Source organism: Brevundimonas sp. ALps5 (genome assembly GCF_058681645.1).
In genome coordinates this window covers 24,189-49,963 of record NZ_JBZWKD010000002.1, presented here as the reverse complement: position 1 = coordinate 49,963, position 25,775 = coordinate 24,189, and the positions used below count along the sequence as shown (strand labels likewise).

The following is a 25,775-nucleotide window of genomic DNA, read 5'->3' as shown; positions in this document are numbered from 1 at the left end:
TCTCCTTTAGGGATGGAAGGGATAGCGGGCGCAGTCGGCGGCGATTGCATCGGTGATGATGCTGTCGGCCCATGCGTTCATGACGGTGAGCAGGCGTTCGGCGGCTGGGAGGTAAACGGCGGGCGGATACCGATCCGTCCAGTCCTTCTGAACAGCCGCGACCTCGGCCCGGGCGCTGGGATCGAACGGCGACGTCGCCCCGTCGTGAACCAGCCGTCGCCAGATCAGATCGGCATCCATGGCGGCATTGACGGGGTCACGCCGGGCCCAACGCTTGATGATCGGCCGTTCCGGCGCGTCCAGCGGCGCGCTGCAGAGCGCACGGTCTAGCACTGGATGCAGACGGTCGTTGGCGGGTTTGGGGATGTGGCTCATGCGGTTCCGGATAGTTGCGTACACGAGGCGGCGGAGCCGCTGGCGACGGAGAAGACGGGTCGTGCCGGTCACCAGCGCCTCCTTTCCGCGGGTTCAAGAATTCTGGACCCCACGTTTTGACAACCCGAGCAAAAATCTGCCAACATATCGATATTTAACGCATAATATATGTTATGCGAAATGGGTTGTCTTTGAAAATGGACCCGAGGCCGGTCGCGCATGACCTTCGGGCTCATCGGATGTGATGCCTACTAGCGCCTCGACTTTGGCCACCACGGGCGACCGCTAAGGTGGTCGATGGCTCTTGGGCGCTGACACAGGCCAGGAAGGCGATCAGCGCCGCAGCGATGCCCAGCAGGGCGCCAACGGCCACAGGTGACCGCGTGGTCAGCCAGCCAGTTAGGGCGGCACCCGAGATCAGGCCGGCGAGAAGCATCAGCTTCAGACGATCTTCGAGAATGTAACCCCGTGCGTAGAGCCGACGATCCAGACCCTGCAGGGCGAAGACGCCAGCCGCCGCAGCGAGACATCCGCTGATCGCTAGGGACCGATGCGGGATGTCCAGGTCGATGGACGTCGACAGAGCGAGCGCGGTCGCTACGAGCGCCGCCTCGAGGCCGACGAGCCGGAGGCTGCGGAAACGAGCGGCGCGAGCCTGCAACGCGGCCTCGTTGGGCAGCGGTGAAAAATCGACGGGCCTCATTGCGGGGGACTCGCCGACCAGACAACCAGGCCGACCGTGAGAAACGCGATGCCACCGACAACCCAGCGTGCCGGGGCGTGCCGATAGAAGAATGGGACCGCTTTGGACAACCACAGGGAGGCGAACATGACGCCGACTGGGCCGACAATGGTGGCGGCATAGGAGAAGCGGCCCGCCCACTCCGGATCTTTTGCAAAAGCGAGCGCGAAGATGAACACGCCGACGCCGTGCACGACGGCAAAACCAACATCTGAAGGTTCAATGGCCAGACGCTCACGGAGGCCTGGTTGCGAGAGTGTGCTGCGAGGCAGTCGGGGCATACTGTTCTCCTTGTTGCGTCGCTTAGAGCGAGGCTGGGCCCGTCGGGGCTAGGTTGAGGTCACAGACTTGGCGAATGAGCCGGGCCGGTTGGTTCGTGGGATTTCTCGAAGGACTTCTCGTCGGTCTTTTCCGGGGTTTCGGGCTTGTCGTGCTCGACGCCAGGCAGGTCAGGCGAATTCGCTTTCTCGGCGGCCGCGTCGGCCTTGTCGGAGCCGTCCAGCCCGTCCTTGGCCAGAGTGGCGAGGTCCTTGGCCTGGTCGGCCTGCTTCAGGGTCTCCGCGAGTTCGTGGCTCGCGATGGCGTTCTGGCCGCTCTGTTTGTTAAGCTTCATCGTCAGGGTGGTCAGATCGTTGGTGACGAACGTCACCTGCTCGGCCGTCCGGGATACCTGGACGTATGCGCGGGCCTCGGTCGCAGCCTCGCCGTGCTTGCTGGACAGCACGGCCACCACGTCCTTGTAGGTGGAGCCTTGGGAACGATCGGCGGTCTCGGCGTAGCCGTGGCTGATGAACCGGAGTTGCGGATCTGAGTCCTTCAGCACCGTGGTCGAGCCGTCAGCCGTCCGGACGTGCCATTCGCCTTTCTCGATCTTGTCGACGGTGAACCGGCCGCCGACCTTGAAATCACGGTCCTTGTCGGTGCGATCCCACACCAGGGTCTCGCCCTGGCGAACCTCCAGGTCCTTGCTCGAGTAGGTCTCGAATCGCCGCTTGTTGGGGTCGGCCGAGAGATCGAGGGAGACCCGCCCGCCCTTCTCTCGGTCGAGGATGAGGAGGTTGTTGCGCTCATCCCGGCCGACGACGGTTGCGCTGTCGTTCTTCGACAGACCCAGCTCCTTCACGCCACGATGGAAGACGAGGACCTGGCCTTCGCGGTAGCTGGAGGCCAAACCGGCTTCGGCCCGCGACATCCGTACCGGCGCGAGGGTGCCGACTGCTTGGCCGTCGCCGAGTTTACCTTCGGCGACCAGTTGGGTGCGAACCTGGCCAGCGACCTCAGCGCGCAGGCTGTTCGTCGGCACGATGATCGGGGGCAGGCCCCCGCTTTGCTGTCGATAGGTGTTCCAAGCGGCAACCGCCGCATTCGCCAAATGGATATCGCCGGCCTCCCGGCCGACCTGGACGACGCGATCACCTAGCGACCTGAAGGCGCCGGAGATCTCCGACTTCGCAAGACGCTCGACGGCTGCTTTGACCTCCGGATCCTTCTGCCGGCGGATCTCGGTCATGGTTGCGTGCTGGATCTCGCTGTTCAGGGCGAGCCGCCAAGGCGCGCCGGCCTCCGGCGAGCCGAGCTGCTTCTCGTCCCCGATCAGCACCACGCGGGCGAGCCCCAGGGTTTCCCTGACACGGGCCAAGCGGTCCATCTGAGCGTTGGAGAGCATGGAGGCTTCGTCGGACAGGAGGGTTCGTCCGGCCCACTTCTCCTGCAGGGCCCTCAAACCCTCCCCTCCCCGTTCCTGCTCTCGCTCTACGCGGCCCAGGAAGGCCTCCACGGTTTCGGCCCTGATGCCTGCCTCGCGCGTCATCGCTTCGGCGGCCTGGTGGGTCGGCGCGATGCCCGCCAGCTCGATGCCGCGCGCCTCGGCGATCTCGTTGACGACGCGGAACATCGTGGTCTTGCCGACGCCGGCGAGGCCTTGCACGCCGACGAACCGGTCAGCGGATGTCAAAAGCAGTCGTGCCGCAGCGGTTTGACCCTCATTGAGGGTAATGGCCCCTGCCCCACGGTTGGCGAGACGCTCCAGATGTGCGCTGGCCTCGTGGGGCGCCATCATCGTGCCGGCCGCCCCCCTGCCCTGCTCGATTTCCCGGACAAGCCGCCGTTCGACCGTGAGCGCGGCTTCTGTCGTCAGACCATCCCGGATCGTGCGGTCGGCCTGTTGGATCTTGCCGCCGGATGCGAGGCCGTCAATCTGGGCCTCCAGCCGATCAACCGTGAGCCCGGCCTTTCCATATTCCAGAGCCCGGCCGATGACGTCATGGCGGGTGAATACGGCCTTGCCCTGCTCAGCCACGCGCACAGCGAAATCGACGGCAGTCACCGCCTCTCTGTCGGCGCCAACGCGATAGGGTGTGTCGAACAGCCTGGTCGCGCGGCCAGTGAGGGTCCGGAAGGCGGCAAGGAATGTGGACCGGGTGTCGCTCGCCTTGCCGGAGACGACAGGAGTGACGTCCTTGGCCGGGGCGTCGCGCTCCTTTGCTGCCTGAACGATCCCAACGCTGTCCAGGCCCACAGCTTTTGCGTCGGACTTCCAACGGTCCAGCAGCTGGTCCCGGGGCACATCGAGTTTCTTGGGACGGTCACGAAGGACGAGGGCGTCGCGCTGAGCCCCGGTCAGCTCCCCGTGCTTTTCCTTCTCGATCTTGAGCGCTTCACGGATGTCCGCATTGCGCTTGGAGAAGGCCTGCAGCTGTGGACGTTGAAACGCAGCGAGTTCAAAGGTGCCCTTGGTGGTGTCGCGCTTCACGTCATAGCCAAGCGCCATGACGCTTTTGGCCAACTCTGCGCGATAGACCGCGCCGAGCAGCTTCATGTTCTTGAATAGGTGTAGGCTCTCCAGAGCCCTGAACTTTCCGGCCTTCTCATCCCAGGTGGCGTTCGCCACGACGTTGTGGGTGTGGAGTTGCGGATCGCCCTTCCTTGACGTCGTGTGCTCGGTCGAAGCGTAGACCAAGTTGCCGGTACGAACCTCGCGAAGTTGCCCTTTGTCGCGCACGCGGGTGACCGCGAAGTACTTCTCCGCGTAGGCCATGGCGCGGTCCACTGCCGCGCGATGTGCAGCGACCAGTCGGTCGTCGCCCCCCACGAGATAGGCCAGACTGACCGACTTGGGAGCGGAGAAAGTCATGTCCCAGCCGGGACGATGTTTCTCGTCTGGTTTGGCCGCGCGATCCGGATCCTGAAGAACGGGATGCGCTCCGCTGAGGACCTCTCGGAACTGAGCGGGCGTTGCGGTGCCGGAAAGACAGGCCTGAGCAGCGCCCTTCCCCTTCCATTCTACGCCCGGCGCGTCCGCCTCCCCAGTCACGTAGTAGTCGTCTTTGCCGTAGTAGTCTGCGGCCCCGCCGGCACTCCCGATCTTGCTAACTGACAGCATCAGTGGAACTCGATTCCGAGGTCATCGAGCGAGACCTTCTCCGGCTTGGTGGGAGCTTCGCCAGCTGGGTCGTCAGGGCGGTTCGGGGTGTCGGTTCGTTCGGTCTGGTGTCGCTGTTGTTCTAGACGCTGGCGCTCGGCCTCAGCCGCCTCCTGGCGGGCTTGTTCCTGACCGTGGGACGTCGGCAGAGCCGCGGCCTCCAGAGGCAAGTCATGCTGGACAGAGGCGCTGTCGTGGTTGTCGACCACAAGCCGGAGGCCCCAGCCTTCGGCAGGGGGCGGCGGTGTGGCCGGGGGCGCGCTCGGCTTCGGACCTGACGGCCTGGGACGTGGCGAGGTGGGCGGTGGCGCGGATGGACCTGAGGGGTTGGTGCCAGCAAGGAACTGGCGAACCGGGTCCGGCCCCTGACGCTTGATGAAGGGGTCGGCGATCTTGGGCAGGTCGGCCCATGTGAAGGCAATGGGAGCGATGGGGAAAGCGCGCCCTGCCCGGGCATTGCTGACACGGATGACGCCCTGCAGCTTCGGGAAGTTCATGATGTCGGTCGGCAGATAGACCGGCTCTTTCTCCTCCCTCGGAGAAATGCCGACGCCGTCACGGATCGAGTTGGCCCCGTAGCTGGTGTTCTCGCTGACGCGGTGCATGACGCGTTCGCCGAGGATGGCGCTCATCATCTCGGCGGTTTCGTTGTCGTTCGCCCTGAGGATCAGCTTGTTCGCGCATTGGCCGACAATCGTGCGGGCGCGCTCGCGGCCATAGATGTCTTGGATCTGCGAGACCTGTTGCATTCCGAAGACCATGCAGCCGCCGTACTTCCGCAGGCGCTGGGGGCCGTCCGCCAACTTGTCGATGCGGCCGAGCGAGGGGAACTCGTCCAGCATGATCCAGGTGGGATGAGGCGGGACACCTTCAGCGTTGCGAGAGAGCAAAGCGCTGACGGCGATCTCCGACCAGAATCCCAGGAGCGGGCGCAGGGTGTCGGCATGGGTTTCGGGGGCCGACAGGAAGAGTATGCCGGGGGCTCTGCGCTGCTGGTTGATCCACGCGCGGATGGAGAACGGCTGGCCCTTGCCGAGGAGGTAGATGAGCGGGGTGACGCCTTCGACGAGAACCGACTCGATGGACGATGTCCGGGGACTGGCCCCACCCGAAATGTGCTTGTGAGCTGGCGTGCCGACGAGAAGCTGGGCCAGCTGCTGAGTTGGACCGAAGAGGAATCGGAGCGCCTCATCCAGGGTCACGTGCGGGTCACGCTCCTGAAGCTGGAAACATGTCCATGAGAACAGCGAGCGGGCGACGTTGGTCCAGTACGGATCGCCGCTCTTTGGGTCTTTGAACAGACCGTGAGCCAGCCGGTCCCATTCGACGTGATCCTTGGCGTCGAAGAACGGCGACCACGACGGCGACCGATCATCGAACGGGTTGATGATGACGTCCGTCTCGGGATCGAAGTGCTTGGGGATGAAGGTCAGTTCAGGGTCGTAGACGATGCCTCGATCACCGCGCTCGCGAATGGACAGGATGAGCTTGTCGAGAGCGACTGTCTTCCCGCTGCCCGGGCCGCCGACAACGAGCGTGTGCTCCATCTCGGTGTCGAACGGATAAGGCACATCGACAAGCTTGGCGGCGATGTGTTGAGGGCGGTTGAGACGCTTCGCTTCCTCGGTGTTGAACTCCGTGACCTCGCGCGCCAGAAGCGGCGCGCTGGTGACAGTCTGACCCCTGATCTGACGGGTCTTGAGCTTCGATTTGCCCGCGTTGGTGTACCACCACGCCGTCGCCAGACCGACCATGGCGACGCCGATGAGCCACAGGGCGAGGCCGAGAAGAGCGTGTTGTTTGTACGCAGTGGCGTAGGGCTCGACCCAAGGCAGTTGACCGACTTCACCGACTGGATGAGGCCGGGGACCGAAGCCCGGTGTGGGAACGCTGAGGACCTGCGGTGCGGGCGGGCCGACCCAATCCAAGAAGGCGGCCATGAAGGCCAGTGTGCCGTGGGTCTGTTCCTCCTCTGACGCGCGCAGATTCACGCACACGACGCAGACCACACCCCAGAGGATGAGGACGACCATGATGCGCGCGAGGACCTCGCGTATCATGTCGAAGGTGTGACCGATAGTCTGACCCCCGCGCAGCCACGCGGCGAGGTTGCCTTTGTTGGGTCGGCTCATGTGTGCTCCGTCGAAAAGACGAAGCGGCCGCACCGAAAGGTTCAGGTCTGAGGGACCTCCCGCTTACCTCTCGGCGAACAGTTTGTGAAGGGCGGCCATGCGCGGATCTTCCTGCCCGCCCAGGTCAACCGTGAAAGGTCGGGGTGGCACGGGGCCGAAGGCGCCGGCGGCGGCGGTCTTCGCCAGCTCGCGAACGTCGGCCATCTCCTCCGCAGACAAGCTCTTCTTCGAGAGCGCGGCCACCATCGCCAGGACCATCATCAGCTGGTGGCCGGACTGGCGAACGTAATAGGTGTCGCTCGTCGGCAAGTAGTCTTGGACCAACTGTCCCAGGAGCCCCGAAACGCTGAGACCCACTGAAGCCGCCCGGCGTTCAAAATCGAGCGCCGTGTCCGGATCGACGTAGGTGACCAGGCGCTTCTGTCCGGGGCTCGGCATGTCATTTTCCTGCAAGAGTGTGCTACGGGTAGCATACCGCCAAAGTATTGACTGACAATAACTTTCGCCAATATCGACCCGGCGTAGCACACGCGTGACACCCTTGGTCACTTTGGAAAGCCGTTGTAAATCAACGGACTAACCCAACCGCAGGTGTGCGTAGGGTGTGCACGTCTCAACGAGACGTTTCTTACATGGCCCCCTCCGGGGCCATCCCACATTCGTCTCCGTGCCCTCGCCTCCCGTGAAAGGCCTGCAAGGCCTCTAGGCGAGGGCACTCCGAACCCGCTTCCCGATCCTCCTTGACCGACCTTCCGCGAAAAGGCCCGAAGGGACCTGGCTGTTTCCAAGTGCCCATTTCCCTCCCCTCTCCCCATCGCGCTAACGGCTTAAGAGGCGAGCCCCGAGACGGCCCGGCCGTCAGGGCAGCCTCAGCCGTAAGCGATACAGGCGGCGTCGCAGATGCCGGTGAGTCTCAAAGAAGGGCTCCGACAAATCGCGGAAGCGCCTCAGGCCGAAGGAAAGACAAACAGCGCCTCTAGGCGCTGGCCCCGCGCGGAGCGCAATCAGCCAACGTCGCGACACGGGCGGCCCCCTTTTGCCACGCCCCGGCAAGCCCCTCAGGCGAAGCCGCGGCACGCGAATTCCGCCTCGGCGGGAGACGCGCAAAAGGTCCGGCGAAGCCGCGACCTGGCACAGCAAAAAGGCCCCGATCGGGAACACCGACCGAGGCCAAAAACCGCGCCCGCGCAGCGGGTGCAATCAGCCCAATGTTATGGCGTCCAGCCGCTGTCGAATGTGGCCGCCGTCAGGTCGGCCGCCTCGTCGGTCAAACCCACCCAGACGACGCGTCGGGATAGGTCAAGAAGCCATGGCGCGACGGCGCAGCTGTCGTCCTGATGGCTGAGATAGAAGACCTCAAACCGGAAGGTTTGCCCCAGAGCCTCGAAGACGCCGCACCGGCGCTCACCGCTCGGGTCGAGGTTATGCGTGAAGCCGACGAAGTCGGCCACGCCATGCCAAAGCAGCGACCAGCGCCCCCGGCTCGTGTGAAGATGGAGATGGGGCCTGTCGTAGTCCTCATCAGGTTCAAAGCCCGGTGCGAGGAAGGCCATCGCCCCCGGCGAATAGGCGCGGCGGCAACGGGTCCAAGTGTCGCCCTTGCGGGCGCGGTCGTTGAGGGCGGCGGTTGCCGCCAAGCGATCTTCCTCGCTGATAGCGGGGAGGGTTTCGGCCAGCACCGCCACGGATTTCAAAGTGCCCCAGATCAGGGAGCTGAGGACGCCAGGATTACGAGGATACCAGCGACTGGAATGATACCGATCGAGGACGGCATGGCGCGCATGGGCAGGGAGAGCGAAAAGACGTGCACGGACCTCCCGCCAGTGGGCGGCATGTTTGTCTCGGCTCTCCTGTTCCCAGACTATATCCGCCGCTTGACGGCGAGGCATTTCCTCATCGGCCGGAAGCTGGGTCTCCGCGATGATCGGCGCGAGCAAGGGCAGCTTGTCGCGCTTGGCGCGGCAGCTGCGCTCATAGGCGGCGAGCATCCGGGGCGTGATCTCGCGCGGGCCGAGACGAACTTTTCGAGTGAACTGCATCAGTCAAACTCCGCGCGATGCCGGCACGGCGGCGCGCATCAAGGGATAGGTCGAGAGCCGCTCGGCGCGACTGCGGTGACGCAGGCCGGCGGCGCTGTAGTTGCCGCCCCAGCCGAGCGTCCAGGTCGTGCGGTCAGCACCTCGCTCGCCACGGGCGATAAAGCGCCCGGTGCGACCGGCCGACAGGTCAATCTGGATCAGCGCCCGCTCCCAAACGGGGTCTCCCGCGCGCACGATGCGCGCCCTCAAACCGGCGCGCCGAAGGCGGCCAAGGACGGCAGGAACGGAGTCCGGGTCCGCCGCGATGTGATCCGGCAGCGCCGGGCGGCGACGTCGCACGGCGGGGTCTGGATCGAAGTCTGTGGGCAGGGGTCGTCTGAAGAAGCTGGGCGACGCCATGTCGTCCATCCAGAGGTCGGCCAAGGTGGGCGGGGCGTTGTTGCGAAGCGACCAACGGCCCTCGGCCAGCACCCAGCTGCGCTTGGCCTGAGCCAGACAGATCAGGTCGGCGCAATCGCCGAACTGGCGACGCAGCTGATCCCGCCGGCAAACGGCGGGCTCTTGGGCAATCGCGCGAGCGAGGCGCTGAAGGCGGTACTCATAGTCGGCCGCCGTGACAGGAGTTGGACCGGGAAAGGGCTCGCCCCGGCTCTGCTCCCATCGCTCGGCCTTGATGTCCGCCCATCGTCTGACGATCGCGAGATCCTCGACGTCTTCGACGTCAAAGGGTCCGATGACTGTGCCGTGCAGGCTCGCCGGATCCCGCACATGCAGGAAGTGCATTCCCGCCTGTGTAAGGTAGGCGCCCTCGTGGCGCTCGCCCGTCGTCAGACGGAGCGAGACCACGTCCTGGGCGACGGCGGCCGCGAAAGGGCATGCCGTCGTCATGGCCGGATGCCGAGGGCATGGCGGGCCTCTCGCTCGTCCTCCCAGAGCTGCCGCAAGCCAGCCGGCAGGCCGTTGTCCGACCGGTTGTTGTCGTAGCGCGGCCAGCGCTCGGACCTCGCGTAGTCCCCCCACTCGCTTTCCGGCGAGCCTTCCCAGCGCCGACGCCACAGGTAGTCGGAGACGAGGCCGTAGGAGGGGCTTTCGTAGATGACATACAGCCAGTCGTGCACGCCCAGCCGGCGAGCCGCAGAAAGGTGGCGAACCGGGCCGGACAGGAGATGCGCCACCGCGGGTGGCGGAGCGGCCGGAAGGTCCGGGAACAGCAGCAACCCAGCCATCTCAGTGCGCCGTCGGCTCAGTGGCGAGGATCAGGGCCTGCGCGGCGGCGAGCCGCGCCTGGCCAAGATCGTCGAGGAGGCGCGGGTCCATCGGCTCGCTCGCGCGAAGGCCATCGAGCAACAGGCCCGCGCGTGTCTCCAGCTCCTCCAAGGCGTCGAACAACCGCCTGGCGCTGGCCAGCATCACACCGTCCGCCGTGGAGCCGAGAACCGCGGCGAGAACAGCGCCGCCTTCTGTGATGACCACCCTGCGACCTTCGATGAATTGCCATGACGGGTTGGGTCCAGTCATCACGCGCCCTCCCCGCCCGGTCTCGCGGGCGCCTGCAGCGTGCCGTCCTCGAGCTGCAGCGCGACGTCTTCCTCCGACACCAGCGCGCCGTTCTCATCGACGAACAACCGCCATTCCCCCCGCCGCCGCACCGACTGGCTGTCCCAATCGACATCCGAACCGGAATAGCTGCAGTGCAGTTGACCGCCGACAAGGCGCGCTTCAGCCACGCGCGCGACCGCCGAGATGATGTCGGCCGTGCCGACGATCGCCACGGCAGGCGCATCGCTGCGCACCAGCTGGCCCGGGGCGCTCACGACCACACCGCCGGCAGGTCTTGGGGGTCGGCCAGGAACAGGCGGCGCGCGAGGGTGTGGGACGTCGCCTTCTCGACGCGGCGCTCCGCGCGCCGCGCCTCCCGGATGATCGCGCCCGGACGGGTGATGACACCCTTGTTCAGATAGGTGGTGGCGATCTGAGCGGCCGTGGTGTCCACCAGGCCGTGGCAGGCCAGCCCATATCGCACCGCATCCTCACCCAGGCGCAGGGCATCGGCGCGGCCGAGGCCGAGCTGACGAGCGGCGGTCACCGCCGCGTCGAGGGCCAACTCGGAACAGGGCTCCACGAGCGCCGCGACATAGACGCGGGCACGCTGGCGACGGGTCACGTCGCGAAGGGTCACAGCAAACACGATAGGTCCTCCATCAGGAGAGCCAGGCACGGCGGGCCGGAAGTTCGCGCCTCAGCCTCCGAAATCAGTGTGGAAGGCGCCCGCGCTTTTCGAAGCGTGGGCGGCAAAGCCGCTCCGCGAGCGGGGGAGCGTGGCGATCAATGGCCGAGGCGGCGGAGGGGGATCACCCGACCTGCAGGCGTAGCCGAAGGGCGGGGAGACCGACGCCGAGCCGCGAAGCGGTCGCCTTGAGGGACACGTGGGGGCGAAGCCCCCCAAGACGTGATCTGCCCTCGGCAGGACGCGAGGGCGATGAGGCGCAGCGAGGCCGAAGGCCAGCAGCGCCGCCCGAAGCGACATCTCCGGTGTGTCCGCCGGCAGGCCGTCGCCGCGACCCGTAGGGAGCGGGGGCCGAAGGCAGGCCGTCGCCGGTATATCTGTGGGCCGCGACCAGGCGGTGACGCCCGCGAGGCCGCAGGCCAGCTGGGCGGCCCGACCGGGAGCGTAACTGTCCTGTCCAGTCGGCAGGCCGTAGCGGCGACCCGTAGGGAGCCGGACGCGCAGCGAGGCCGTCGCCGCTACCTCGTCCGACGCGATCAGGCGCAAGCGACCGCGAGGCCGTAGGCCAGCTGGTCGCCAAGCCCGAGAGCGCGCACCGCCATCAAGTCCGGCAGGCCGTCGCCGCGACCCATAGGGAGCGGCGGCCGAAGGCAGGCCGTCGCCGGTGCACCTGTCGGCCGCGACCAGACGGTGACGCCCGCGAGGCCGCAGGCCAGCTGGGCGGCCCGACCGGGAGCGCTCCCTGCCCCTGCCGTCGCCGGGTTACCGTGCGCGCAGCGCTACGGTCGGCGCCGTCCCTCAGTTGCTGGCGCACAAAAAGGGGGCCGAAGCCCCCTCCATCAGGCGGGGCAGCCCATCAGCTGGTCCGCCGTCGCGGGGTCGAAACGGTTCCAGAAGGCGTTCTCGCAGGGATCCATCGCAAGGATCTGGGCGTCGAAGTATTCGTTGCGGGCCAGGTCGGCTTCGATCATGGCCAGAGCGTATTCGCGTTCTTCGGCTTCGTCCTCGTCTGCGAAGGGAGACGAACCGGCTTCGTACATCGGCCAGAGCACCAGATAGTAGGGGTCGTAGCCCTGATCGCCGTAGTCGATCGAACGGGTGAACTCGTCCCATGCTTCAATCTGGCCCTGACGGTCCAGAGCGTCCCAGGCGGCTTGGGCTTGTTCGATCGTTTGCATGACAGTTCTCCATGGAGCCGATCCCAGCGACCGGCGATGGAGCCTCGGGACACGGGTGGGCGCCCGGTAGTCACCGGAGAGGGCGGCCCTCGGCCGCGCTCGGAGGGGAACGGCGTAGCCGTTGACTTCCGGGCTCCCGTGGCACGATGCGAGAACGACGTGCGCGGGAATGTGCCCGCGACTAGCGGGCACGCCATCAGCAAGCCCGGCAGGGCGCAGCGTGACTGGCCGATTGGGCATGACGCGGACAGCAGAAAGCGCGGCGTCGGCCGACCAGGCCAACGCCGTCGCCTCGAGGCAGCTTCTCCATCCCCGTCAGGCATTGCCTGTCGGAGCCGAGCGGGGTCAGAAGGCGAATGCCCCCTGACCCGACGCCTGCTCGATGAAGGTGGCCTGGGCCCCAGCCGCGTGGCGATCCCGGCCGAGCCGGGTCCAGCGGATGTGGCCGCTGCGATCATGGTCGAACCAGCCGGTTTCAAGGCCGACGATGTAGGCCCATGCCTCATCGGTGGCGGTCGTGTTGGCCGGTCCGTTGACTGGCCAGCGCTCGACCTTGTCCTCGCCGGTCACAGGCGAGGGACGGTGGAAGCGGCAGAGCACCTCAATGGGGTTGGCGGGAGGCGAGGCGTCCAACGCCTCGAGGACCAGGCGAGCCTCGCTCGTGCTAATGGCCGGACCGCTCTCCCGGCCGCAGCTGAGGGCGAAGCCCACGGCGTGGGCCAGCTGGTCAGGCGTGGTGAACTGGCGGGTGTCGAGGGCGTCCTGCCAACGCCCCCGGCTCATAAGATCCACCGCGTGCCACCATTGGCCCAGCCCGGTCTTGCTGTAACCGTAGGCATTCGGCGCGCCGCCCGCAGGGATGGCGATGCCGAGGACCTGACTGACGTGCTTGACGTAGGGATGGTCGACCAGGGCGGGATGCATCAGGCCGATGCGACGGCCGCCGTCCCGGTACTCGCTCACCTCGATCGGGAACTGGAACAGGCGCGACGGGAGATTCCAGGGCGCGGGCAAGCTCCAGTCATGGGGGACGCTCAGGGAGTGGTTCAGGTCGAGAATGAAATCGTTGGGGGCGAAGCCCGCGGCGATGATGCGCTCGCCAAGGAGATCGCGAGGAAGATCTGCGGCCGGCGTCGCTGCGACGATGGGCGGGATGACAGGGGCGGTGGCGGCTTCGACGGTCTGCATGGTCAACTCCATTGCTGGCCGGTCCCAGCGACCGGCTATGGAGCCTCGGGGCACGGGTGGGCGCCCGGCAGTCACCGGAGCGCGGCTGAAGGCCGAGCAGAGGGGAACGGCGTAGCCGTTGACTTCCGGGCTCGCGTGACACGATGCGAAAGAGACGTGCGCGGAACTCTTTTCCAGTCCGGCAGGCCGTAGCCGCGACCCTTAGGGAGCGGCGGCCGAAGGCAGGCCGTCGCCGGCGCACCTGCCTGACGCGACCAGGCGCAAGCGACCGCGAGGCCGTAGGCCAGCTGGTCGCCAAGCCCGGGCGCGCCCCCGCCCTATCCGTCGCCGGGTTACCGCGCGCCTTCGGCGCTGCGGTCGGCGCCGCGCCTGTCCAGCGCACAAAAAGGGGGCCGAAGCCCCCGGGTTCAGATCAGACCGTTCGATTTGAAGCTGTAGTGCTGGCCGCGGGTGATGATGACGTGGTCATGGACGGCGATGCCGAAGATCTTCGCCGCTGCGACGATCTCCTTGGTCAACTCGATGTCGGCCTTGGACGGATCGCTCGCGCCACTCGGATGATTGTGGCAAATGACGATCGACTTGGCCGCCAGCTCGAGGGCCCGCCGGATGACCTCCCGAGGGTAGACGAAGGTGTGGTCGACGGTCCCGACGCTGAACACATGGTCAGTGATGAGGTGGTTCCGGTTGTCCAGGAACAGCACCACAAATTGCTCGACGATCGAGTGTCCGTATTGGACCCGCAGATGAGCCAGGAGTTCGGTGAAACTGGTGACGGGCGACCGCTTGCGCAGATCGGCCTTTGTGATCCGCAACGTCATCTCGCGCGCCACCTTAAGGGCCCGAACCGTCTCCGGTGACGCGTGGGTGCGCCGGACGATTTCCGCCGGTTCGGCTGCGGTGATGGCGGCGATCGAGCCGAAGGCCTCGATCAACAGCCGGGCCTGGTTCGGATCATCGAGATAGACGTCGAGAAGATCTTCATCGTTCAGCCGCCCGAGCGGGTTCGGGTCGAAGGGGCTGATCGCTGTGCCCTCGATGAAGGGAAGCATGGGCTCAGCTACGCCGCGGGCCTGAGCGGTCTTGGTCATCTGTGTTCTCCATCTGAGGCCGATCCCAGCGATCGGCGATGGAGCGACGTGACGCGGGTGGGCGCCCGGCAGTCACCGAAGCGCGGGCCCAAGGCCCGGGCGCAGGGAAACGGCGCAGCCGTTGACTTCCGGGCTCCTGTGACACGATGCGAAGACGACGTGCGCGTTTCTCTCTCAGTCCGGCAGGCCGTAGCCGCGACCCATAGGGAGCGGCGGCCGAAGGCAGGCCGTCGCCGGCGCATCGGTCCGACGCGACCAGGCGCAAGCGACCGCGAGGCCGCAGGCCAGCGGGTCGCCAGCCCGGGCGCGATCACCGGAGCCGAAGTAGGCAGGCCGTGACGGCGGATAGGTCCGCCGTCCGCCCCAGGCGAGGCCGTCGCCGGTTACCCGGGCTGCAGCCCGAGAATCCCGTCGGCCTCGGCGATCGCCGCCACATAGGCGCAGTCGGGTCGGATCTCGGCCTCGTCCTGATAGATGTGGGTCAGGAGCGCCTCATCCAGCAGGCCCCGACAGGTGGCCAGCACATTCAGGCCATCGGCTGTGAGCGCCTGGCGCGGTTCGGTCGCAATGAGCCGCCGCGCTTCCTCGATCGCGTAGCTTAGGGCGTCGACGGCATCCGCGCCGGACATATGACCGCCGAGCTCCTCGCCGGTCTGCATGGTGGCGAGGCGCTGCAGAAAGGTGACGATGCTCATGCGGAGGGTTCCTTCAGCGCCGGGTGAAGCTCGACCGGAAGGTCCGATCGGGCGGAAAGGGCGGCGGCGATGACTTCGGCTTCAGCGAGGTCCGCACCGGCCGTGGTGTCGGTGATGGCCTCGGCCTCACCGCTGTGGTGGATGCCGTAGATTCCGAAGAATTCGGCCGATGCTGCGGGCTGCCCGGCTTCGATGTACTCGCCGCCGTCGATGCATCCGCTGATGTGGATCGCTTTGAACTGCGTCCAGTCGGGCTCCTGGAGCCGGGTACAGCAGTTGAACAAGATTTCGGGGGTCATGCGCCCCTCTCAGGCCAGGCACAGGTGGAAGGGATGGAAGACGGCCTCGCCGGCGGACTTGGCCTGCTCGTAGCTGGCACGCTCGCTGCGCTGTTGGGCATCCGTCAGGCCGGCGAAGGCGGCGAAGATTCGGTCCCGTTGGGCTTTCAGCTGCTGGGTGACGATCGACAGGTCGGGGCGGCTCATCTGAGGTCTCCATCTTCCAGCCAGGGGATCCAGCTGGCCGCGGGCTCACCCGCGATCACGCCCCTCCTCAGGCGGGGAGAAGCCGGACGCGCACCCGCAGGGCCGAAACGAAGTGGAGGACGGCGAAGCCGTTGAGCGGCTGGCGACCCCGCCCCTCTTGGGCGTGATTGATCGCGGCGGCCCGCAACATGCGAACCCTTCAGGGCGAGACCTCCGAGGCGGCATGTGCCAAGCCGTCAACAAGATGGGAACAAACACGGAACGATTTTGCTTCTGTTCGGGGTCCGGGAAGCGTAGAGCAGCCGAAGGGACGTCGGGTCCAGGGAGCGGAAGGTTGCGAGCGCGAGAGGATTTGCCCGTCGTGGGCGGGCGCGGCCCAGCTCTCATCGTCCGGTGCATGAGCCCCAACTGTAGGCATGCGGCGATCGTGGATCCCCGGCGTGTGTTCACGAGCCGGAGGGACTGGCCGGCCGAAGGCCCGTCAAACCGATTCCGCTGCGTCTGCGGCTCGCGTCAGGCCGACGTCGCCCTGACCAAGCGGAGCGACTGGCAGGAAGGGCCAGCGAACCGGGAAGTGCTGGCGCTCTGGTACTGACATGGGGCTGCGCCAGAAACGGCCGAGCATGATCTTCTCGCACACAGCGACCGTCGGCGCGCTGAAGGCCGCCGGCGATGTCGAGGTGGTGGCCCACTGCGGGACCTGCGGGCAGAACACGACGCTGGACCTCGACGTGGTCGAGACCAACCGTGGCCCGCTCTACACCTTTTGGAACAAGCATCCGCCTTGCCAGCAGGAGGGATGCCAAGGGCGTCTGACCTATCAGGCCAAGCGGCCGACCGTCTGGCCGATCCACATGACTGAGGCGGACCAAGGTCAGGTGGACTTCCTGGACGCGGCATGGCGCGCGGACCGCATCAATGGCGCCTTGGGCGGGCAGCTTGCCCTGCAGGTGGCCATCGCGGGAATCCAGCTTCTGCGGCGCCATGGGGTCGGCACGGACAAGGAGATCCGGCAACTGGTCGGTGAAGCCGCCAAGATCTTGCCGGCGGACCTGCAGGAGGACGGTCGCTGGCTCCTCCAGCACTATTTCGATCGGGGCCTGGATGTGCCGGGCTGGCGCTAGGCGGAGCTGCTGCCCAGGCGACGATAGACCGTCGCCCGATGCACGCCGGCGAGCTTCGCCGCCCTGGCGGCCGACAGCTCGCCGCTGGCGATGCGCGGGGCAAGGCCAGACCAGACAGCATCCGTCAGGCGCGGTTCCGGGCCGGGCCCGCGCGCTTCACGCGCGGCCGACACGGCCCGGCGGTCGACGTCGCCGGCGTCGTGCAGGCGATCGAGCATGGCGCAGACGCCGAAGAACATGCCGTTGTCCCGGCGGGTGTCGATTTCCTCGGCGAGGGAGACCAGGTGCGCCTGACGCTGGCTCAGGCCAGCGGCATAGGCGAACAGGTCGCGCGAGGAGCGGGCGAGGCGATCAAGGGAGACGACGCACAAGGCGTCGCCCGGGCCGATGTCGGCCAAGGCGGCTTCCAGGCCGCGGCGAAGCACGCGGCCGCTGGAAGCGTCGTCACTGTGGACAGTCGAGCAGCCGGCTCGCCGCAGAGCGGCGGCCTGGCGCTCCAGACTGACCGGAGCTGAAACGGAACGGGCATAGCCGATCATGGGGACCTGTCGCATGTCGCACGGAGCGCAGCGACAATGTGCGACAAGACAGGTTACCCGCCAGTGTCGGGCCACAGGCGCGCCGGGCTAGGCCCGGCGCGCGGCGTTCGCGGCGTTGAGCATGCGCAGCTGGGCTTCGGCCCGGGCTGCGCGGGGGTCGAGTCCGTGGCGCATGGCGTGGCCGATAATCGCTTGCTCGATGAGATCCAGCGCACGGGTCGGAAGCTCTGGATCATTGGCCGCCTGCACGGCTTGGCCGAGCACCAGGGCGGCCTGCGCCAGCAGGCCGGGAAGGCCAGCCTTGCCCCGCAGTCGCAGGTGATGGGTGAGGAAGGCGTTCCGATCCAACGCCGCCTTGGCGGCGCGATCATCCAGCCAGATGGAAAGCGTGACAGCCTGGCTGACGGCGACGCGGTAACGCGGATCCTCGCTGACCTTGCGGTCTACCGACCCGGGGGCCGGATCACAGGCGCAGTGCTGCAGGGCGCTGAGCAGAACCGAGGCGACCAGCTTGATGGCGGCGATCGGCTCCATGCCGCTGATGTGGCTGACTTGAGCCGAAGGCGAGAACAGGCCCGGCAGGGCCGATTGCATGGCGGACATTGCGGTCTCCCGTGTTCGCCGCCCGAAGTGGCGGCCGGGACCGGCAGGAGCGGGCTCCCGAAGCGGCCAAGGGCGGAGAGCGAAGCGTCCCTTGGCCGGGAGGGTGGGCGCCCGCTCAGGATGGGACAGGACGCAGCGTAGGAAGGGATTAGAAGCCGAACGCCATCTGCCCCGAGGCCTCCCGATAGACTGGCGCCGACGTGGCTTCGGCCTCTTGGTCGAGCCACGGGTAGAGGGCCTGGTAGTCGCGATCCCGGAATTGGGCGCTGATGGTGACCCGGCCCCGATTTTCGATCTCGGCCTCAAGCCAGAGGCGCGCGGCCTCTTCGACGGTGCAGGTGAGGACCGGCTGCTTGCCCATGAGGGAGAGGAAGCCGGTGTCGGAGACGAAAACGCCGCCGGCGGATGCCGCCCGCAGGGAGCAATAGCCCCACATGCCGAAGCCGCCGTTCATCTGCACGATCGCGCGCACGCCCGCGTGGTCGAGCAGGAACTCTCCGGCCTGACCCCACAGGGGGACAGTGCCCGGCGCAGCGGCAAGCGCCTTGCGCAGCCGCGTAGCCGCGCCCTCGTCTGTCTCGCTCGAGGATAAGGTGAAGCCATTGAGCGCGTAGATGACGCCGTCGTACTGGCGAACAGCGGCATCGAAGGCGGCCTCGTCTTCTCCGAGGATCGCCTGGTGCGCCGCCTCGATGGCGGCTCGGGCGACAGCCACGCGGGCGGCGTCGTCAGCCGGTAGTGTCTTCGCCACCCGGGCCGACGCGGCTTCTCGGGTTTCGACCGTGGACGGCGATTTTGAGCGACCCCGCTTCGCGGGGATCTGATCAAGCTCGAGATCATCGTCCGCGAGCAAGGCGGCGACGTCGGTGTGGTGATAGCCGATCTCGGCGGATTGAACGTGCATTGGATCCTCCATGTACCCGCCCGGGACGGGCGGTGATGGATCCTCCGGACGTGAGGTGCCGGCCCGTCACCGCAGGCGGCCCTGCCGCCCAGGGGAACGGCGCAGCCGTTGACGGGATAACCGGCGGAGCCCTCACGATAGGATGAGACAGAACCGCAGGCCCCTCCCCTGCCCTCTGCCTGTGCTGAACGAACAAAGGCCCCGGCGGCAGCGAAGAAGCCGCCGGGACCCTCGGAGCCGCGCTGTCGGGGGGGAGTGATGCGCGGCTCGATGCCCGGGAGGTCGGGCATGTCCAGACCGTAGCCGTTCGCAAGCCTTGGCGACTAGGTCGCGGCCGCAGATTCGGAGCGACCGCGCTTCGCGCGGACGAAGGCCGCCGTCGACGACAAAGCAAAGGCCCCGCCGGAGACCGGCGGGGCCTGGAGAGGTCGTAGCCTTGGATAGGCTATTCGGCCGGATGAATCCGATCGTGCTGATGGCGCCGTGGGCGCTCTATCAGCTTCGATAGAACTGCGCCGACGGCGAGGGTCCCGAAGAAGGCCAACAGGACCAGGGGCGAGAGTTCATCAAACAAGGTCAGTCTCCTTCGGACTGGTCGTGTCGGGAATATAGCGCAAATAGCGCTGGCCTGCCATGACCAGGATCGCGGCGATGCACGCGGCCACTAATCGGGTCCGGAGATCCACCGCGGCGCTGAAGGCCAGCGAGGGGTTGATGACGCCGCCAGCCAGCAGGCCGAGAGCTATGGCGTTCAACAATCCGACGCGCGTTTTTATCCGCTCCTTGGTCACCTCCGGGTGAAGTGCAGGCGGCGAGATCGCCGCTTGCGCACGTCGACGGAAGGTCGAGCGGATATTTTCGCTCAGTCGCTCTCCTCGCTCTCGGAGGGGCTGCAGGTGGTCCCGCAGTCCGGACAGTCGTCGTCGCAAGTGCAAGACCATTCGTCGCTCCATTCGGTGCCGCATGGGCATTCATAGTGATTCCTGAACCAAGGGCCATTGTCGCCCTCCGGGCGGCGGTCGCTCATCGTGGGGCTCTCAACGGTGCGATCCACTTCACACCCGGCAGGCCGTCGGCCAGCTGGGGGCCGAGCGCCGGCATCTTGCCCATCGCCTCGTATGCCTCGTGGAAATCCGGGAAGGGACCGACGTATTCGGTCTCGAGCGCCAGCTTGCCGTGGGGCCGGTAGATGATGATGCACGGCCCGTCGAAATCATCGACGGCGGTGCCGCCGCTCCAGGGCGGCGTGTTGGACATATCGAGTACGGGCATCTGAACCTCCGTGGCCTGTGGTCTCGCAAATGACGAAGGCCCCCCGGTTTCCCGGGGGGCCCTGGGCGTCAGCCCTCGGAGCCAGGTTCGGCTTCGGTGTCGGGCGCGTTGGCCGGCTTCTTGGTGTCGAGGAACTTCAGCTCGGCGTTGCCGCTCATCGCGATCTCGTAGCTGCGCTGCTTCACGCCGTCCTTTTCCCACTCGTTGTTCCGGATCTGGCCGGTGATCAGGATCTGCGAGCCCTTGCCGACGTGGCGCTCCATCAGCTTGATCAGGCCCTCGTTGTAGACGGCGACCCGGTGCCATTCGGTGTAGGTGTTGCCGCCGGAGCGCTCTTCGGTCGCGATCGAGAAGTTGCCGATGCGCTTGCCCGCGTTGGTGGTGCGGACCTCGATGTCGCTGCCAGTGCGGCCGACCAGGGTGACTTGGTTGAACATGACGTCTCTCTCTCTTTGCTACCGGCCGGGACTTCCCGGACCGGCTCGCGGACTTGCCGCGATCACGAGACCGTCAGCGGCGGGGACTAGGGGGCGACCGAAGCCCGAGCCTGGTGGAAACCGGCCTGCACAAGCGCAGCGCGGAAGGCCGGAGGGTCCGCAAAACAGGCTCGCCGAAGGGAAGGCTTCGAGGCGAACCCGACCCGCCGCAGGTTGAGAGTGATCAATCGCGGTAGTCCTGTGATGTGCCGAGCCAACGGGAGACCAGGACGGTCAAGAGATGACGTCCAACGGCCTCAACGACACCCGTCAGCCGCACACCCGACATCCTTGCCCTACGCTCCACCGTGGTTTGCGCTGGTCTGCCTTCGCGCGACCGCTGCGTCGGGTGCAGGTCCTCCGAGGAAATCGGCGGTCCCTCAACGAGGAGGCGGCTTAAGATGGAGACCGGCCGGCCACGGCTCGTTCGACACAGTCCCGGCCAGGCCAACGCTGTGGGATGGCGGACGCGAAGCAAGGGGCCCGGCGAGGAGCGTCGGAGAGAGGGGAGCTGGGCCGCCCTTTGGGCGACCACGGACGGTCCCGCGGATGAACCAACCACCTGTCCCGGGTCGCGCGCGGAGCGCTCCCCGGATCGGGTGGCCGCTAGTCGCGGCCACAGGCCCCACGCGCGTCGTCTTCGCATCGTGTCACGGGAGCCCGGAAGTCAACGGCTGCGCCGTTCCCCTCCGATCGCGTGCCGCGATCTCCGGTGACTACCGGGCGCCCACCCGTGCCCCGAGTGCTCCATCGCCGCCCGTTTGGGGCGGCTTCTTAGGAGGCTCCAAGATGCAACAAGTTCTGAATCAAGCCCAACTGAACCGTCGTCAGGTGGTGGTCAGCCAGCTGGCGGCCGAGGTCCAGGCCCGGGCGTCGGAGTGGGCGGCCCTGAGCCGCAAGGCTCAGATCGAGGCTTGGCAGGAATGGATGGCTACCCCGACCCCGCAGCGGGTGTTCCTGCCCTTCCACCGCGTGCTGAGCGTGGTGGAGGTCGTCCACTAGAGAGAGGGGGGCTTCCCCCCTTTTGCGCAGGGGCCGGTTGACTGGAGCCCAACCGGCCTCGACGCGGAAGGCTTGCCTGTCGGGGGGAGTGATGTTCGAGATGGTGCGAAGAAGGAAAGACCGCCGTGTGCGTCGCCAAGGAAGCATAGCGTGAACGAAGACGAAGAGTGGTGGATGCCTCGAGACCCGGAAGCGGCCGCGGAGATTGCCGACCAGCTGTCGCACGGAGCGATTGTCGCGCCGTTGGGCACGTTCGGTGTGCGTATACGGCCCCGGACAGAAAGCGACCGCCTGGTCTGCAGATCCTGGGAAAGCGCGGGTTTGGAGAGGGTCGTCCCTGATGTTCGCGGCGGCCGCTAATCGCGGAGACGATTATCGCGGTCCAGGGCTGAGCATCACCCGGTAGATGTGCGACCCGGCCTGCTCCAGGTATTCAAGTCGCTCGACATAACCCGTAACAGGTTCCCCTTCTTCGAGGCCGCGCAGCGGCCTGTCGGTATTGACGCTGCAAGGCGTCCCGATCGGTGGCGGCGAGAGATCCGCGCGCGTGGCGAAGTGGGTCCACTCAGGATGAGCGGGCTCCGGACCCATGTGGAATTCGACCAGATACGCCATAAGTCCCCCGACTCGCCGGACAGGCGAACAACGGTAGGTCGTGGAAGCTGGCGAGTCCACGTCGGGACGTTGTAGCGTAGCATCGGCCGGGTTGAGCTGGTCAGGCAAGGAACCGACATGGCCGAGCTGTCGCCGGACGCGCACCTGGTGCCCGTGTTTCTCAAGAATGCGCGAGGCTTCCTAAGGGCGGGAGCGGATAGGCCAGGCCCAGATGCGTGGGCCAGCCGGGTGCAGATGCTGTGCTGTGCGGCCGAGCTGGCGTTGAAAGCACTCCTGATCGCAGCGGGCCGGACGGATGAAGAGAACCGGCGCGAGGTCCGACACGACCTTCAGCGCGGTCTTGAAGCGGCGCGGCGAGTGGGGCTAGAGCCGCAAAGCGACCAGGTGACGACCCTCATAGCGGCTTTGAGCCCATCGTACGCGCACCATGCCTTGGATCAGCTCGCGCGCCAAAGCGGCCGCCCGGACTTGGCGGACTGCGTCGATGCCGTGGAGGATCTGGTCAGACGCTGCGAGGAGCTGGTGGTCGTGATGCAGGCGGTTAGTCTTGGGCGATAACCGGGACCGGCAACCGCTGGCGACGGTCGATGATGATGCCGACACCGATCAGGGTGATCATGAGGCCGGCCGCGTAGAGGGCTAGCGGTAGGCCCCGGTGAACGACCGGTGTGAGGCCTATGAGAAGAGAGGCCAGCAGGCCGATCACTGAGGCGGCGATCGACGTCGGGATAATGGGCGAGATCTGGCGCATGCGGGGGCTCCGTTTCGGCGAGCGTCACATGAAGATCACGGCCCTGTCCAGCTGACCCCGTGTGAGGGCTCGGTGCAGTGGTCTAGATGGTCTAGACCGTCTAGCCGCCGAGGGCTTGCTGATCGGTGAGACGCCGGACTAGCGAGGTCGGCAGCCCGGCCGCCGTTATGTCGTTGTTGGCGGCGTCATGCGACGGGCGACTGATGCCATCAGGCCCGGATGCAGCTTCGGTTGCTGCCAAGCGCCGCAAGCTAACCCGTAGTTCAGTTGCTCGTTGAAAACGAGGAACGTGTAGACCCGGTCAACGACCTCAATCATGAGGCGTCGCATCTCGTCATCAGACAGCCGTGACAGGGTGTTCCAGGGGATGTCGCCGTAGGGCGTTTTAACGACGACGTCGGTATAGTCACCGGTCATGCTTGCCGGGGTGGTGCCAGCATGAAGGTCTTCGAGGCAAGAGTTGCGGAAACAAACCTCGACGAGGTTCTTGGCTGTCTGTCGTAAGCCGGGATCTTCGGGATCGCTGAGCATTTGCTGATTTTTGAATGCCGGACACCGTCGCGTCCAGCCTCTTGCGTCAGGGATCGTCACCCGGATGGGACGAAACTCGCTGCAGGCGAGGTTCGGTGAGGAGCGTCAGCGACGAATAGAGCCCGGCCCCGGACCCGGAGGGGTCGGGGAGACGCCCAATCTCCCCTTTCCTCTTAGGCTTTAGGCCTGGTCGTTCTTACGCATCGAAATACTGATCTGAACTAACACGAGAACTAAACTGATAAACTCAAATGGCGTCATTTAATCACCTCCTTTCCTGAATCTATTTATCGTTCAGGGCCGGAATCCTGGCTGAAATGACGTCTTTTTCGACGGTTCTTACTGGACCGGATCGGTTCGACGCGCCTCCACCTTCGGTAGTGACTTCGCAAGAAACCCATGCGACGGTGACGCTGACGCAGCAGTCAGACCGATGCCCCCCGTGCTGTCCCTCCAGCACAGGTGGCGAATGCAACCGAACGATCCCTTTGCGCCGCACGTCGCGGTGCTGTGGACCTACATCTGGCCTGTCCTCGCCCTGCTGGGCGTGATCGTGGTCCTGCGTCTGATCTTCAAGCTGACGCGCAAGACGCGGGCCGAGAAGCGCCATGCCTGGAACCAGAAGCGTTCCTGGGCGGATCTGAAGCGCATTCGCGAGATCGGCCCGATCGCCAACCCGGGCCGCGTGTTCTCCTGGCTTCGCAAGGTCGATCCGTACCGCTTCGAGGACATGATCCTGTCGGAGCTCGAGCGTCGCAAGCTCGACATAACGCGCAACAATTCCTACTCGGGCGACGGCGGGATCGACGGGCAGTTTCGCCTGCACGGCGCTCTGTGGCTGATTCAGGCCAAGCGCTACACGGGCCACATCAAACAGGAACACGTCTGGGCGTTCGACGCGATCTGCCAGCAGCGCGGGGCGAAGGGACTGTTCGTCCATACGGGACGAACCCCCGAAGCCCTGCGCCAGCTGAAGCGTCAATGCGGCGTCGTCCGGATCATTTCCGGCGAAGAGCTGATGAAGCTGTTCGCCGGCGAGCCGGTCAGCCTGGAACTCAAGCCGGCCGAGCGGATCTCCCCGCTCGCCGCCGGCGCACCTCGCCTCGCGCCCACGCCTCTCCCCCCGAGCAGGCGCGAGACGGTTGAAGGGGCGGCGCTGTGAACGGCGCCGCCCTGGAGACCCTTCCCGCGGTGAACCCCGCGCGCTCGCCAGAGAAACTGGCGGCAGAGCGCGGGCACGGCGAGCGCGCCAGCTTCAGTTCGGCCGAGCATGACCTCGATCTGGCTTATGCGCCCGGCGCAGATCTGGATGATCGGTTCGACGCCACCTGTTTGGTGACCGGTGACCGCCTGCGAGTGAACGGATGGCTGTTCACGCGGGAGGAGGCGGCTTGACCGCCCCCGCCCGCCGTAAGGCGTCAGGCGGCCTTGGCCAGACGGCCCCGCTCAACCGCCGCCAGCACGAAGTCGCACGCCGCCTGCGCCTGCGCGGCCGCCTTCAGTATGGCTCCGCTGTCCTTGCGGAGCGTCTTCAGCCAGTTGTCGATATAGGCCGAGTGGTCCTCGATGTGGTCGGGCCGCAGGCCCGTGTGTGCGCCGAGGAAGGCGGCGCCCAGCTCGGCGACAAGCTCCTCGCGGGCGTAGGCGGTATCGCCGAAGCGGGTGCCGAACGTCCGATCCAGACGGTGTTTCGCCCCGGTCCAATGGATGAGTTCGTGGTGGGCGGTCGCATAGGCCTGCTCGGCGTCGCGGAAGCGTGCGCGATCGGGCATGCGGATGTGGTCCGGGCCCGGGGCGTAGTAGGCGCGCTCGCCGGCCCAACTGATGTCGGCGCCGGAGGCGGTCAGGAAGTCCTCGAGGTCGGCGTTCCATTGGACGTCGTAGACGGGGCGCTCGATCGGGGCCGGGTAGAAGGCCGCGTCCAGACCGTCGATCTGAGCCACGTTGAATACCGGATAGCCCTTCATGTAGCGGAAGGTCCGCGTCTCCTCGCCGTCGTCGCCGACGTCGCCGCCGGACTGGCCGTAGTGGACCACGAGGGTGGAAACCTCGCCGGCGCGGACCTGGCCGCCCAAGGCGAGGGCTTGACGGTAGGTCATCCAATGACGGCCTGCCCAGCCTTCGGCCGCTGCGCGCATCCAGAGCATGACGACATTGACGCCGCGATAGGGCTCGCCGGTAATCCGCAGGGGCATGGAAACGGCGGCTCCCGAGCTGTCCCAGGGCTGCTCCCAGGGGCGAACACCCTTCTCGAGCTGCTCGATGATGGCGTCGGTGATGCGGGCTTCGGGTCGCTTTCGCTCGCTCATGTCGGATCCTCCGCTGAACCGGGGCCGATCCCCGGTCGTCCCGAGGCCACCCCGGCGGGGTCCGAGCGGCGGCTGC

34 protein-coding genes are annotated in these 25,775 nt (G+C 66.5%); 5 read left to right on the top strand and 29 right to left on the bottom strand.

The window, feature by feature from the left end; all coding sequences use genetic code 11:
• Positions 1 to 6: 6 nt before the first annotated feature.
• The 19 genes from ACW172_RS20380 to ACW172_RS20290 form a co-directional block, all read right to left on the bottom strand.
• Positions 7 to 447 (bottom strand): hypothetical protein, encoded by a 441-nt coding sequence (locus ACW172_RS20380; protein WP_444572878.1) that lies wholly within the window; start codon positions 445 to 447, stop codon positions 7 to 9.
• A gap of 160 nt (positions 448 to 607) precedes the next feature.
• Complete coding sequence (locus tag ACW172_RS20375) at positions 608 to 1,078, bottom strand: hypothetical protein (RefSeq protein ID WP_444572877.1); 471 nt, start codon at positions 1,076 to 1,078, stop codon at positions 608 to 610.
• Entirely contained in the window at positions 1,075 to 1,398 is a 324-nt protein-coding gene (locus tag ACW172_RS20370; RefSeq protein ID WP_444572876.1) for a hypothetical protein, read from the bottom strand. Before ACW172_RS20370 ends, ACW172_RS20375 begins: the two co-directional genes overlap by 4 nt.
• A 59-nt stretch (positions 1,399 to 1,457) precedes the next feature.
• Entirely contained in the window at positions 1,458 to 4,499 is a 3,042-nt protein-coding gene (gene mobF / locus ACW172_RS20365; RefSeq protein ID WP_444572875.1) for a MobF family relaxase, read from the bottom strand.
• A complete protein-coding gene (locus ACW172_RS20360; protein ID WP_444572873.1) occupies positions 4,499 to 6,670 on the bottom strand; it encodes a type IV secretion system DNA-binding domain-containing protein in 2,172 nt (723 codons plus the stop codon). Before ACW172_RS20360 ends, mobF begins: the two co-directional genes overlap by 1 nt.
• Positions 6,671 to 6,733: 63 nt before the next feature.
• Entirely contained in the window at positions 6,734 to 7,108 is a 375-nt protein-coding gene (locus tag ACW172_RS20355; protein ID WP_444581325.1) for a hypothetical protein, read from the bottom strand.
• Between the two features lie 773 nt (positions 7,109 to 7,881).
• The gene (locus ACW172_RS20350; RefSeq protein WP_444572870.1) at positions 7,882 to 8,709 is read right to left on the bottom strand and encodes a hypothetical protein; all 828 of its coding nucleotides are present in this window, start codon (positions 8,707 to 8,709) and stop codon (positions 7,882 to 7,884) included.
• A 3-nt stretch (positions 8,710 to 8,712) separates the two neighbouring features.
• Positions 8,713 to 9,597, bottom strand: a complete 885-nt coding sequence (locus ACW172_RS20345; protein ID WP_492035042.1) for a hypothetical protein — start codon at positions 9,595 to 9,597, stop codon at positions 8,713 to 8,715.
• On the bottom strand, positions 9,594 to 9,935 hold the full coding sequence (locus ACW172_RS20340) for a hypothetical protein (protein ID WP_444572868.1): 342 nt from the start codon (positions 9,933 to 9,935) through the stop codon (positions 9,594 to 9,596). Before ACW172_RS20340 ends, ACW172_RS20345 begins: the two co-directional genes overlap by 4 nt.
• Before the next feature lies 1 nt (position 9,936).
• Positions 9,937 to 10,227, bottom strand: coding sequence for a hypothetical protein (locus tag ACW172_RS20335; RefSeq protein WP_444572867.1), 291 nt, complete (start codon positions 10,225 to 10,227; stop codon positions 9,937 to 9,939).
• Positions 10,227 to 10,523 carry a hypothetical protein gene (locus ACW172_RS20330; protein ID WP_444572865.1) on the bottom strand — a complete coding sequence of 99 codons (297 nt, stop codon included), beginning with the start codon at positions 10,521 to 10,523 and terminating at the stop codon, positions 10,227 to 10,229. The genes ACW172_RS20335 and ACW172_RS20330 overlap by 1 nt, the downstream gene beginning before the upstream one ends.
• On the bottom strand, positions 10,520 to 10,897 hold the full coding sequence (locus tag ACW172_RS20325) for a hypothetical protein (RefSeq protein WP_444572864.1): 378 nt from the start codon (positions 10,895 to 10,897) through the stop codon (positions 10,520 to 10,522). The genes ACW172_RS20330 and ACW172_RS20325 overlap by 4 nt, the downstream gene beginning before the upstream one ends.
• Positions 10,898 to 11,775: 878 nt before the next feature.
• Complete coding sequence (locus tag ACW172_RS20320) at positions 11,776 to 12,114, bottom strand: hypothetical protein (protein ID WP_444572863.1); 339 nt, start codon at positions 12,112 to 12,114, stop codon at positions 11,776 to 11,778.
• Positions 12,115 to 12,459: 345 nt separating this feature from the next.
• Positions 12,460 to 13,302, bottom strand: a complete 843-nt coding sequence (locus tag ACW172_RS20315) for a hypothetical protein (RefSeq protein WP_444572861.1) — start codon at positions 13,300 to 13,302, stop codon at positions 12,460 to 12,462.
• A gap of 407 nt (positions 13,303 to 13,709) precedes the next feature.
• Positions 13,710 to 14,393, bottom strand: coding sequence for a JAB domain-containing protein (locus ACW172_RS20310; protein WP_444572860.1), 684 nt, complete (start codon positions 14,391 to 14,393; stop codon positions 13,710 to 13,712).
• 383 nt (positions 14,394 to 14,776) lie between these two features.
• Positions 14,777 to 15,088, bottom strand: a complete 312-nt coding sequence (locus ACW172_RS20305) for a hypothetical protein (protein WP_444572859.1) — start codon at positions 15,086 to 15,088, stop codon at positions 14,777 to 14,779.
• Positions 15,085 to 15,387 (bottom strand): hypothetical protein, encoded by a 303-nt coding sequence (locus ACW172_RS20300; protein ID WP_444572858.1) that lies wholly within the window; start codon positions 15,385 to 15,387, stop codon positions 15,085 to 15,087. Before ACW172_RS20300 ends, ACW172_RS20305 begins: the two co-directional genes overlap by 4 nt.
• A 9-nt stretch (positions 15,388 to 15,396) precedes the next feature.
• A complete protein-coding gene (locus tag ACW172_RS20295) occupies positions 15,397 to 15,573 on the bottom strand; it encodes a hypothetical protein (RefSeq protein WP_444572857.1) in 177 nt (58 codons plus the stop codon).
• A gap of 67 nt (positions 15,574 to 15,640) precedes the next feature.
• The gene (locus ACW172_RS20290) at positions 15,641 to 15,763 is read right to left on the bottom strand and encodes a hypothetical protein (protein WP_444572855.1); all 123 of its coding nucleotides are present in this window, start codon (positions 15,761 to 15,763) and stop codon (positions 15,641 to 15,643) included.
• 406 nt (positions 15,764 to 16,169) lie between these two features.
• Here ACW172_RS20290 and ACW172_RS20285 point away from each other — a divergent pair, with 406 nt between their 5' ends.
• Positions 16,170 to 16,697, top strand: coding sequence for a hypothetical protein (locus ACW172_RS20285; protein ID WP_444572854.1), 528 nt, complete (start codon positions 16,170 to 16,172; stop codon positions 16,695 to 16,697).
• Here ACW172_RS20285 and ACW172_RS20280 read toward each other — a convergent pair.
• The 6 genes from ACW172_RS20280 to ACW172_RS20255 all read right to left on the bottom strand — a co-directional run bounded on the left by ACW172_RS20280 (position 16,694) and on the right by ACW172_RS20255 (position 20,452).
• On the bottom strand, positions 16,694 to 17,236 hold the full coding sequence (locus ACW172_RS20280; RefSeq protein ID WP_492035041.1) for a recombinase family protein: 543 nt from the start codon (positions 17,234 to 17,236) through the stop codon (positions 16,694 to 16,696). The two genes, ACW172_RS20285 and ACW172_RS20280, sit on opposite strands and share 4 nt — an antisense overlap.
• Positions 17,237 to 17,323: 87 nt before the next feature.
• The gene (locus tag ACW172_RS20275; protein WP_444572851.1) at positions 17,324 to 17,839 is read right to left on the bottom strand and encodes a hypothetical protein; all 516 of its coding nucleotides are present in this window, start codon (positions 17,837 to 17,839) and stop codon (positions 17,324 to 17,326) included.
• A 148-nt stretch (positions 17,840 to 17,987) separates the two neighbouring features.
• Positions 17,988 to 18,743: a hypothetical protein gene (locus tag ACW172_RS20270; protein ID WP_444572850.1), complete on the bottom strand. Its 756-nt coding sequence runs from the start codon at positions 18,741 to 18,743 to the stop codon at positions 17,988 to 17,990.
• 566 nt (positions 18,744 to 19,309) lie between these two features.
• Positions 19,310 to 19,684 (bottom strand): hypothetical protein, encoded by a 375-nt coding sequence (locus tag ACW172_RS20265; protein WP_444572848.1) that lies wholly within the window; start codon positions 19,682 to 19,684, stop codon positions 19,310 to 19,312.
• Positions 19,685 to 19,766: 82 nt separating this feature from the next.
• Positions 19,767 to 20,015: a hypothetical protein gene (locus ACW172_RS20260; RefSeq protein WP_444572847.1), complete on the bottom strand. Its 249-nt coding sequence runs from the start codon at positions 20,013 to 20,015 to the stop codon at positions 19,767 to 19,769.
• Between the two features lie 68 nt (positions 20,016 to 20,083).
• Positions 20,084 to 20,452: a single-stranded DNA-binding protein gene (locus ACW172_RS20255; protein WP_444572845.1), complete on the bottom strand. Its 369-nt coding sequence runs from the start codon at positions 20,450 to 20,452 to the stop codon at positions 20,084 to 20,086.
• A gap of 828 nt (positions 20,453 to 21,280) precedes the next feature.
• Here ACW172_RS20255 and ACW172_RS20250 point away from each other — a divergent pair.
• Positions 21,281 to 21,493 (top strand): hypothetical protein, encoded by a 213-nt coding sequence (locus ACW172_RS20250; RefSeq protein WP_444572843.1) that lies wholly within the window; start codon positions 21,281 to 21,283, stop codon positions 21,491 to 21,493.
• A 372-nt stretch (positions 21,494 to 21,865) separates the two neighbouring features.
• Here ACW172_RS20250 and ACW172_RS20245 read toward each other — a convergent pair whose 3' ends face one another.
• Complete coding sequence (locus ACW172_RS20245; RefSeq protein WP_444572841.1) at positions 21,866 to 22,108, bottom strand: hypothetical protein; 243 nt, start codon at positions 22,106 to 22,108, stop codon at positions 21,866 to 21,868.
• A 117-nt stretch (positions 22,109 to 22,225) separates the two neighbouring features.
• Between ACW172_RS20245 and ACW172_RS20240 the strand changes: the two genes are divergently transcribed.
• Entirely contained in the window at positions 22,226 to 22,666 is a 441-nt protein-coding gene (locus ACW172_RS20240) for a hypothetical protein (RefSeq protein ID WP_444572839.1), read from the top strand.
• Here ACW172_RS20240 and ACW172_RS20235 read toward each other — a convergent pair.
• The gene (locus tag ACW172_RS20235; protein ID WP_444572838.1) at positions 22,650 to 22,859 is read right to left on the bottom strand and encodes a hypothetical protein; all 210 of its coding nucleotides are present in this window, start codon (positions 22,857 to 22,859) and stop codon (positions 22,650 to 22,652) included. The genes ACW172_RS20240 and ACW172_RS20235 overlap by 17 nt on opposite strands.
• Before the next feature lie 165 nt (positions 22,860 to 23,024).
• The gene (locus tag ACW172_RS20230) at positions 23,025 to 23,390 is read right to left on the bottom strand and encodes a hypothetical protein (protein ID WP_444572836.1); all 366 of its coding nucleotides are present in this window, start codon (positions 23,388 to 23,390) and stop codon (positions 23,025 to 23,027) included.
• Between the two features lie 442 nt (positions 23,391 to 23,832).
• On the opposite strand from ACW172_RS20230, the gene ACW172_RS20225 reads away from it, so the two are divergent.
• Both ACW172_RS20225 and ACW172_RS20220 read left to right on the top strand, forming a co-directional pair.
• Positions 23,833 to 24,552: a restriction endonuclease gene (locus tag ACW172_RS20225; RefSeq protein WP_444572834.1), complete on the top strand. Its 720-nt coding sequence runs from the start codon at positions 23,833 to 23,835 to the stop codon at positions 24,550 to 24,552.
• Positions 24,549 to 24,785: a hypothetical protein gene (locus ACW172_RS20220; RefSeq protein ID WP_444572832.1), complete on the top strand. Its 237-nt coding sequence runs from the start codon at positions 24,549 to 24,551 to the stop codon at positions 24,783 to 24,785. Before ACW172_RS20225 ends, ACW172_RS20220 begins: the two co-directional genes overlap by 4 nt.
• 23 nt (positions 24,786 to 24,808) lie before the next feature.
• Here the strand turns inward: ACW172_RS20220 and ACW172_RS20215 are convergent, their stop codons facing one another.
• The gene (locus ACW172_RS20215; RefSeq protein ID WP_444572830.1) at positions 24,809 to 25,699 is read right to left on the bottom strand and encodes an ArdC family protein; all 891 of its coding nucleotides are present in this window, start codon (positions 25,697 to 25,699) and stop codon (positions 24,809 to 24,811) included.
• Between the last annotated feature and the right edge of the window lie 76 nt (positions 25,700 to 25,775).

What these genes read in the sequence shown, in the direction of transcription:
- ACW172_RS20265 (WP_444572848.1), bottom strand. Translation starts at nt 19,684, where the DNA reads ATGGTCTTGCACTTGCGACGACGACTGTCCGGACTGCGGGACCACCTG.
- ACW172_RS20275 (WP_444572851.1), bottom strand. Translation starts at nt 17,839, where the DNA reads ATGTCCGCCATGCAATCGGCCCTGCCGGGCCTGTTCTCGCCTTCGGCT.
- ACW172_RS20370 (WP_444572876.1), bottom strand. Translation starts at nt 1,398, where the DNA reads ATGCCCCGACTGCCTCGCAGCACACTCTCGCAACCAGGCCTCCGTGAG.
- ACW172_RS20320 (WP_444572863.1), bottom strand. Translation starts at nt 12,114, where the DNA reads ATGCAAACGATCGAACAAGCCCAAGCCGCCTGGGACGCTCTGGACCGT.
- ACW172_RS20300 (WP_444572858.1), bottom strand. Translation starts at nt 15,387, where the DNA reads ATGACCCCCGAAATCTTGTTCAACTGCTGTACCCGGCTCCAGGAGCCC.
- ACW172_RS20340 (WP_444572868.1), bottom strand. Translation starts at nt 9,935, where the DNA reads ATGGCTGGGTTGCTGCTGTTCCCGGACCTTCCGGCCGCTCCGCCACCC.
- ACW172_RS20260 (WP_444572847.1), bottom strand. Translation starts at nt 20,015, where the DNA reads ATGCCCGTACTCGATATGTCCAACACGCCGCCCTGGAGCGGCGGCACC.
- ACW172_RS20295 (WP_444572857.1), bottom strand. Translation starts at nt 15,573, where the DNA reads ATGAGCCGCCCCGACCTGTCGATCGTCACCCAGCAGCTGAAAGCCCAA.
- ACW172_RS20245 (WP_444572841.1), bottom strand. Translation starts at nt 22,108, where the DNA reads ATGGCGTATCTGGTCGAATTCCACATGGGTCCGGAGCCCGCTCATCCT.
- ACW172_RS20255 (WP_444572845.1), bottom strand. Translation starts at nt 20,452, where the DNA reads ATGTTCAACCAAGTCACCCTGGTCGGCCGCACTGGCAGCGACATCGAG.
- ACW172_RS20290 (WP_444572855.1), bottom strand. Translation starts at nt 15,763, where the DNA reads ATGTTGCGGGCCGCCGCGATCAATCACGCCCAAGAGGGGCGGGGTCGC.
- ACW172_RS20355 (WP_444581325.1), bottom strand. Translation starts at nt 7,108, where the DNA reads ATGCCGAGCCCCGGACAGAAGCGCCTGGTCACCTACGTCGATCCGGAC.
- ACW172_RS20235 (WP_444572838.1), bottom strand. Translation starts at nt 22,859, where the DNA reads ATGCGCCAGATCTCGCCCATTATCCCGACGTCGATCGCCGCCTCAGTG.
- ACW172_RS20345 (WP_492035042.1), bottom strand. Translation starts at nt 9,597, where the DNA reads ATGACGACGGCATGCCCTTTCGCGGCCGCCGTCGCCCAGGACGTGGTC.
- ACW172_RS20360 (WP_444572873.1), bottom strand. Translation starts at nt 6,670, where the DNA reads ATGAGCCGACCCAACAAAGGCAACCTCGCCGCGTGGCTGCGCGGGGGT.
- ACW172_RS20285 (WP_444572854.1), top strand. Translation starts at nt 16,170, where the DNA reads ATGGGGCTGCGCCAGAAACGGCCGAGCATGATCTTCTCGCACACAGCG.
- ACW172_RS20230 (WP_444572836.1), bottom strand. Translation starts at nt 23,390, where the DNA reads ATGCTCAGCGATCCCGAAGATCCCGGCTTACGACAGACAGCCAAGAAC.
- ACW172_RS20240 (WP_444572839.1), top strand. Translation starts at nt 22,226, where the DNA reads ATGGCCGAGCTGTCGCCGGACGCGCACCTGGTGCCCGTGTTTCTCAAG.
- ACW172_RS20270 (WP_444572850.1), bottom strand. Translation starts at nt 18,743, where the DNA reads ATGCACGTTCAATCCGCCGAGATCGGCTATCACCACACCGACGTCGCC.
- ACW172_RS20375 (WP_444572877.1), bottom strand. Translation starts at nt 1,078, where the DNA reads ATGAGGCCCGTCGATTTTTCACCGCTGCCCAACGAGGCCGCGTTGCAG.
- ACW172_RS20335 (WP_444572867.1), bottom strand. Translation starts at nt 10,227, where the DNA reads ATGACTGGACCCAACCCGTCATGGCAATTCATCGAAGGTCGCAGGGTG.
- ACW172_RS20215 (WP_444572830.1), bottom strand. Translation starts at nt 25,699, where the DNA reads ATGAGCGAGCGAAAGCGACCCGAAGCCCGCATCACCGACGCCATCATC.
- ACW172_RS20280 (WP_492035041.1), bottom strand. Translation starts at nt 17,236, where the DNA reads ATGATCGGCTATGCCCGTTCCGTTTCAGCTCCGGTCAGTCTGGAGCGC.
- ACW172_RS20315 (WP_444572861.1), bottom strand. Translation starts at nt 13,302, where the DNA reads ATGCAGACCGTCGAAGCCGCCACCGCCCCTGTCATCCCGCCCATCGTC.
- mobF (WP_444572875.1), bottom strand. Translation starts at nt 4,499, where the DNA reads ATGCTGTCAGTTAGCAAGATCGGGAGTGCCGGCGGGGCCGCAGACTAC.
- ACW172_RS20350 (WP_444572870.1), bottom strand. Translation starts at nt 8,709, where the DNA reads ATGCAGTTCACTCGAAAAGTTCGTCTCGGCCCGCGCGAGATCACGCCC.
- ACW172_RS20310 (WP_444572860.1), bottom strand. Translation starts at nt 14,393, where the DNA reads ATGACCAAGACCGCTCAGGCCCGCGGCGTAGCTGAGCCCATGCTTCCC.
- ACW172_RS20305 (WP_444572859.1), bottom strand. Translation starts at nt 15,088, where the DNA reads ATGAGCATCGTCACCTTTCTGCAGCGCCTCGCCACCATGCAGACCGGC.
- ACW172_RS20250 (WP_444572843.1), top strand. Translation starts at nt 21,281, where the DNA reads ATGCAACAAGTTCTGAATCAAGCCCAACTGAACCGTCGTCAGGTGGTG.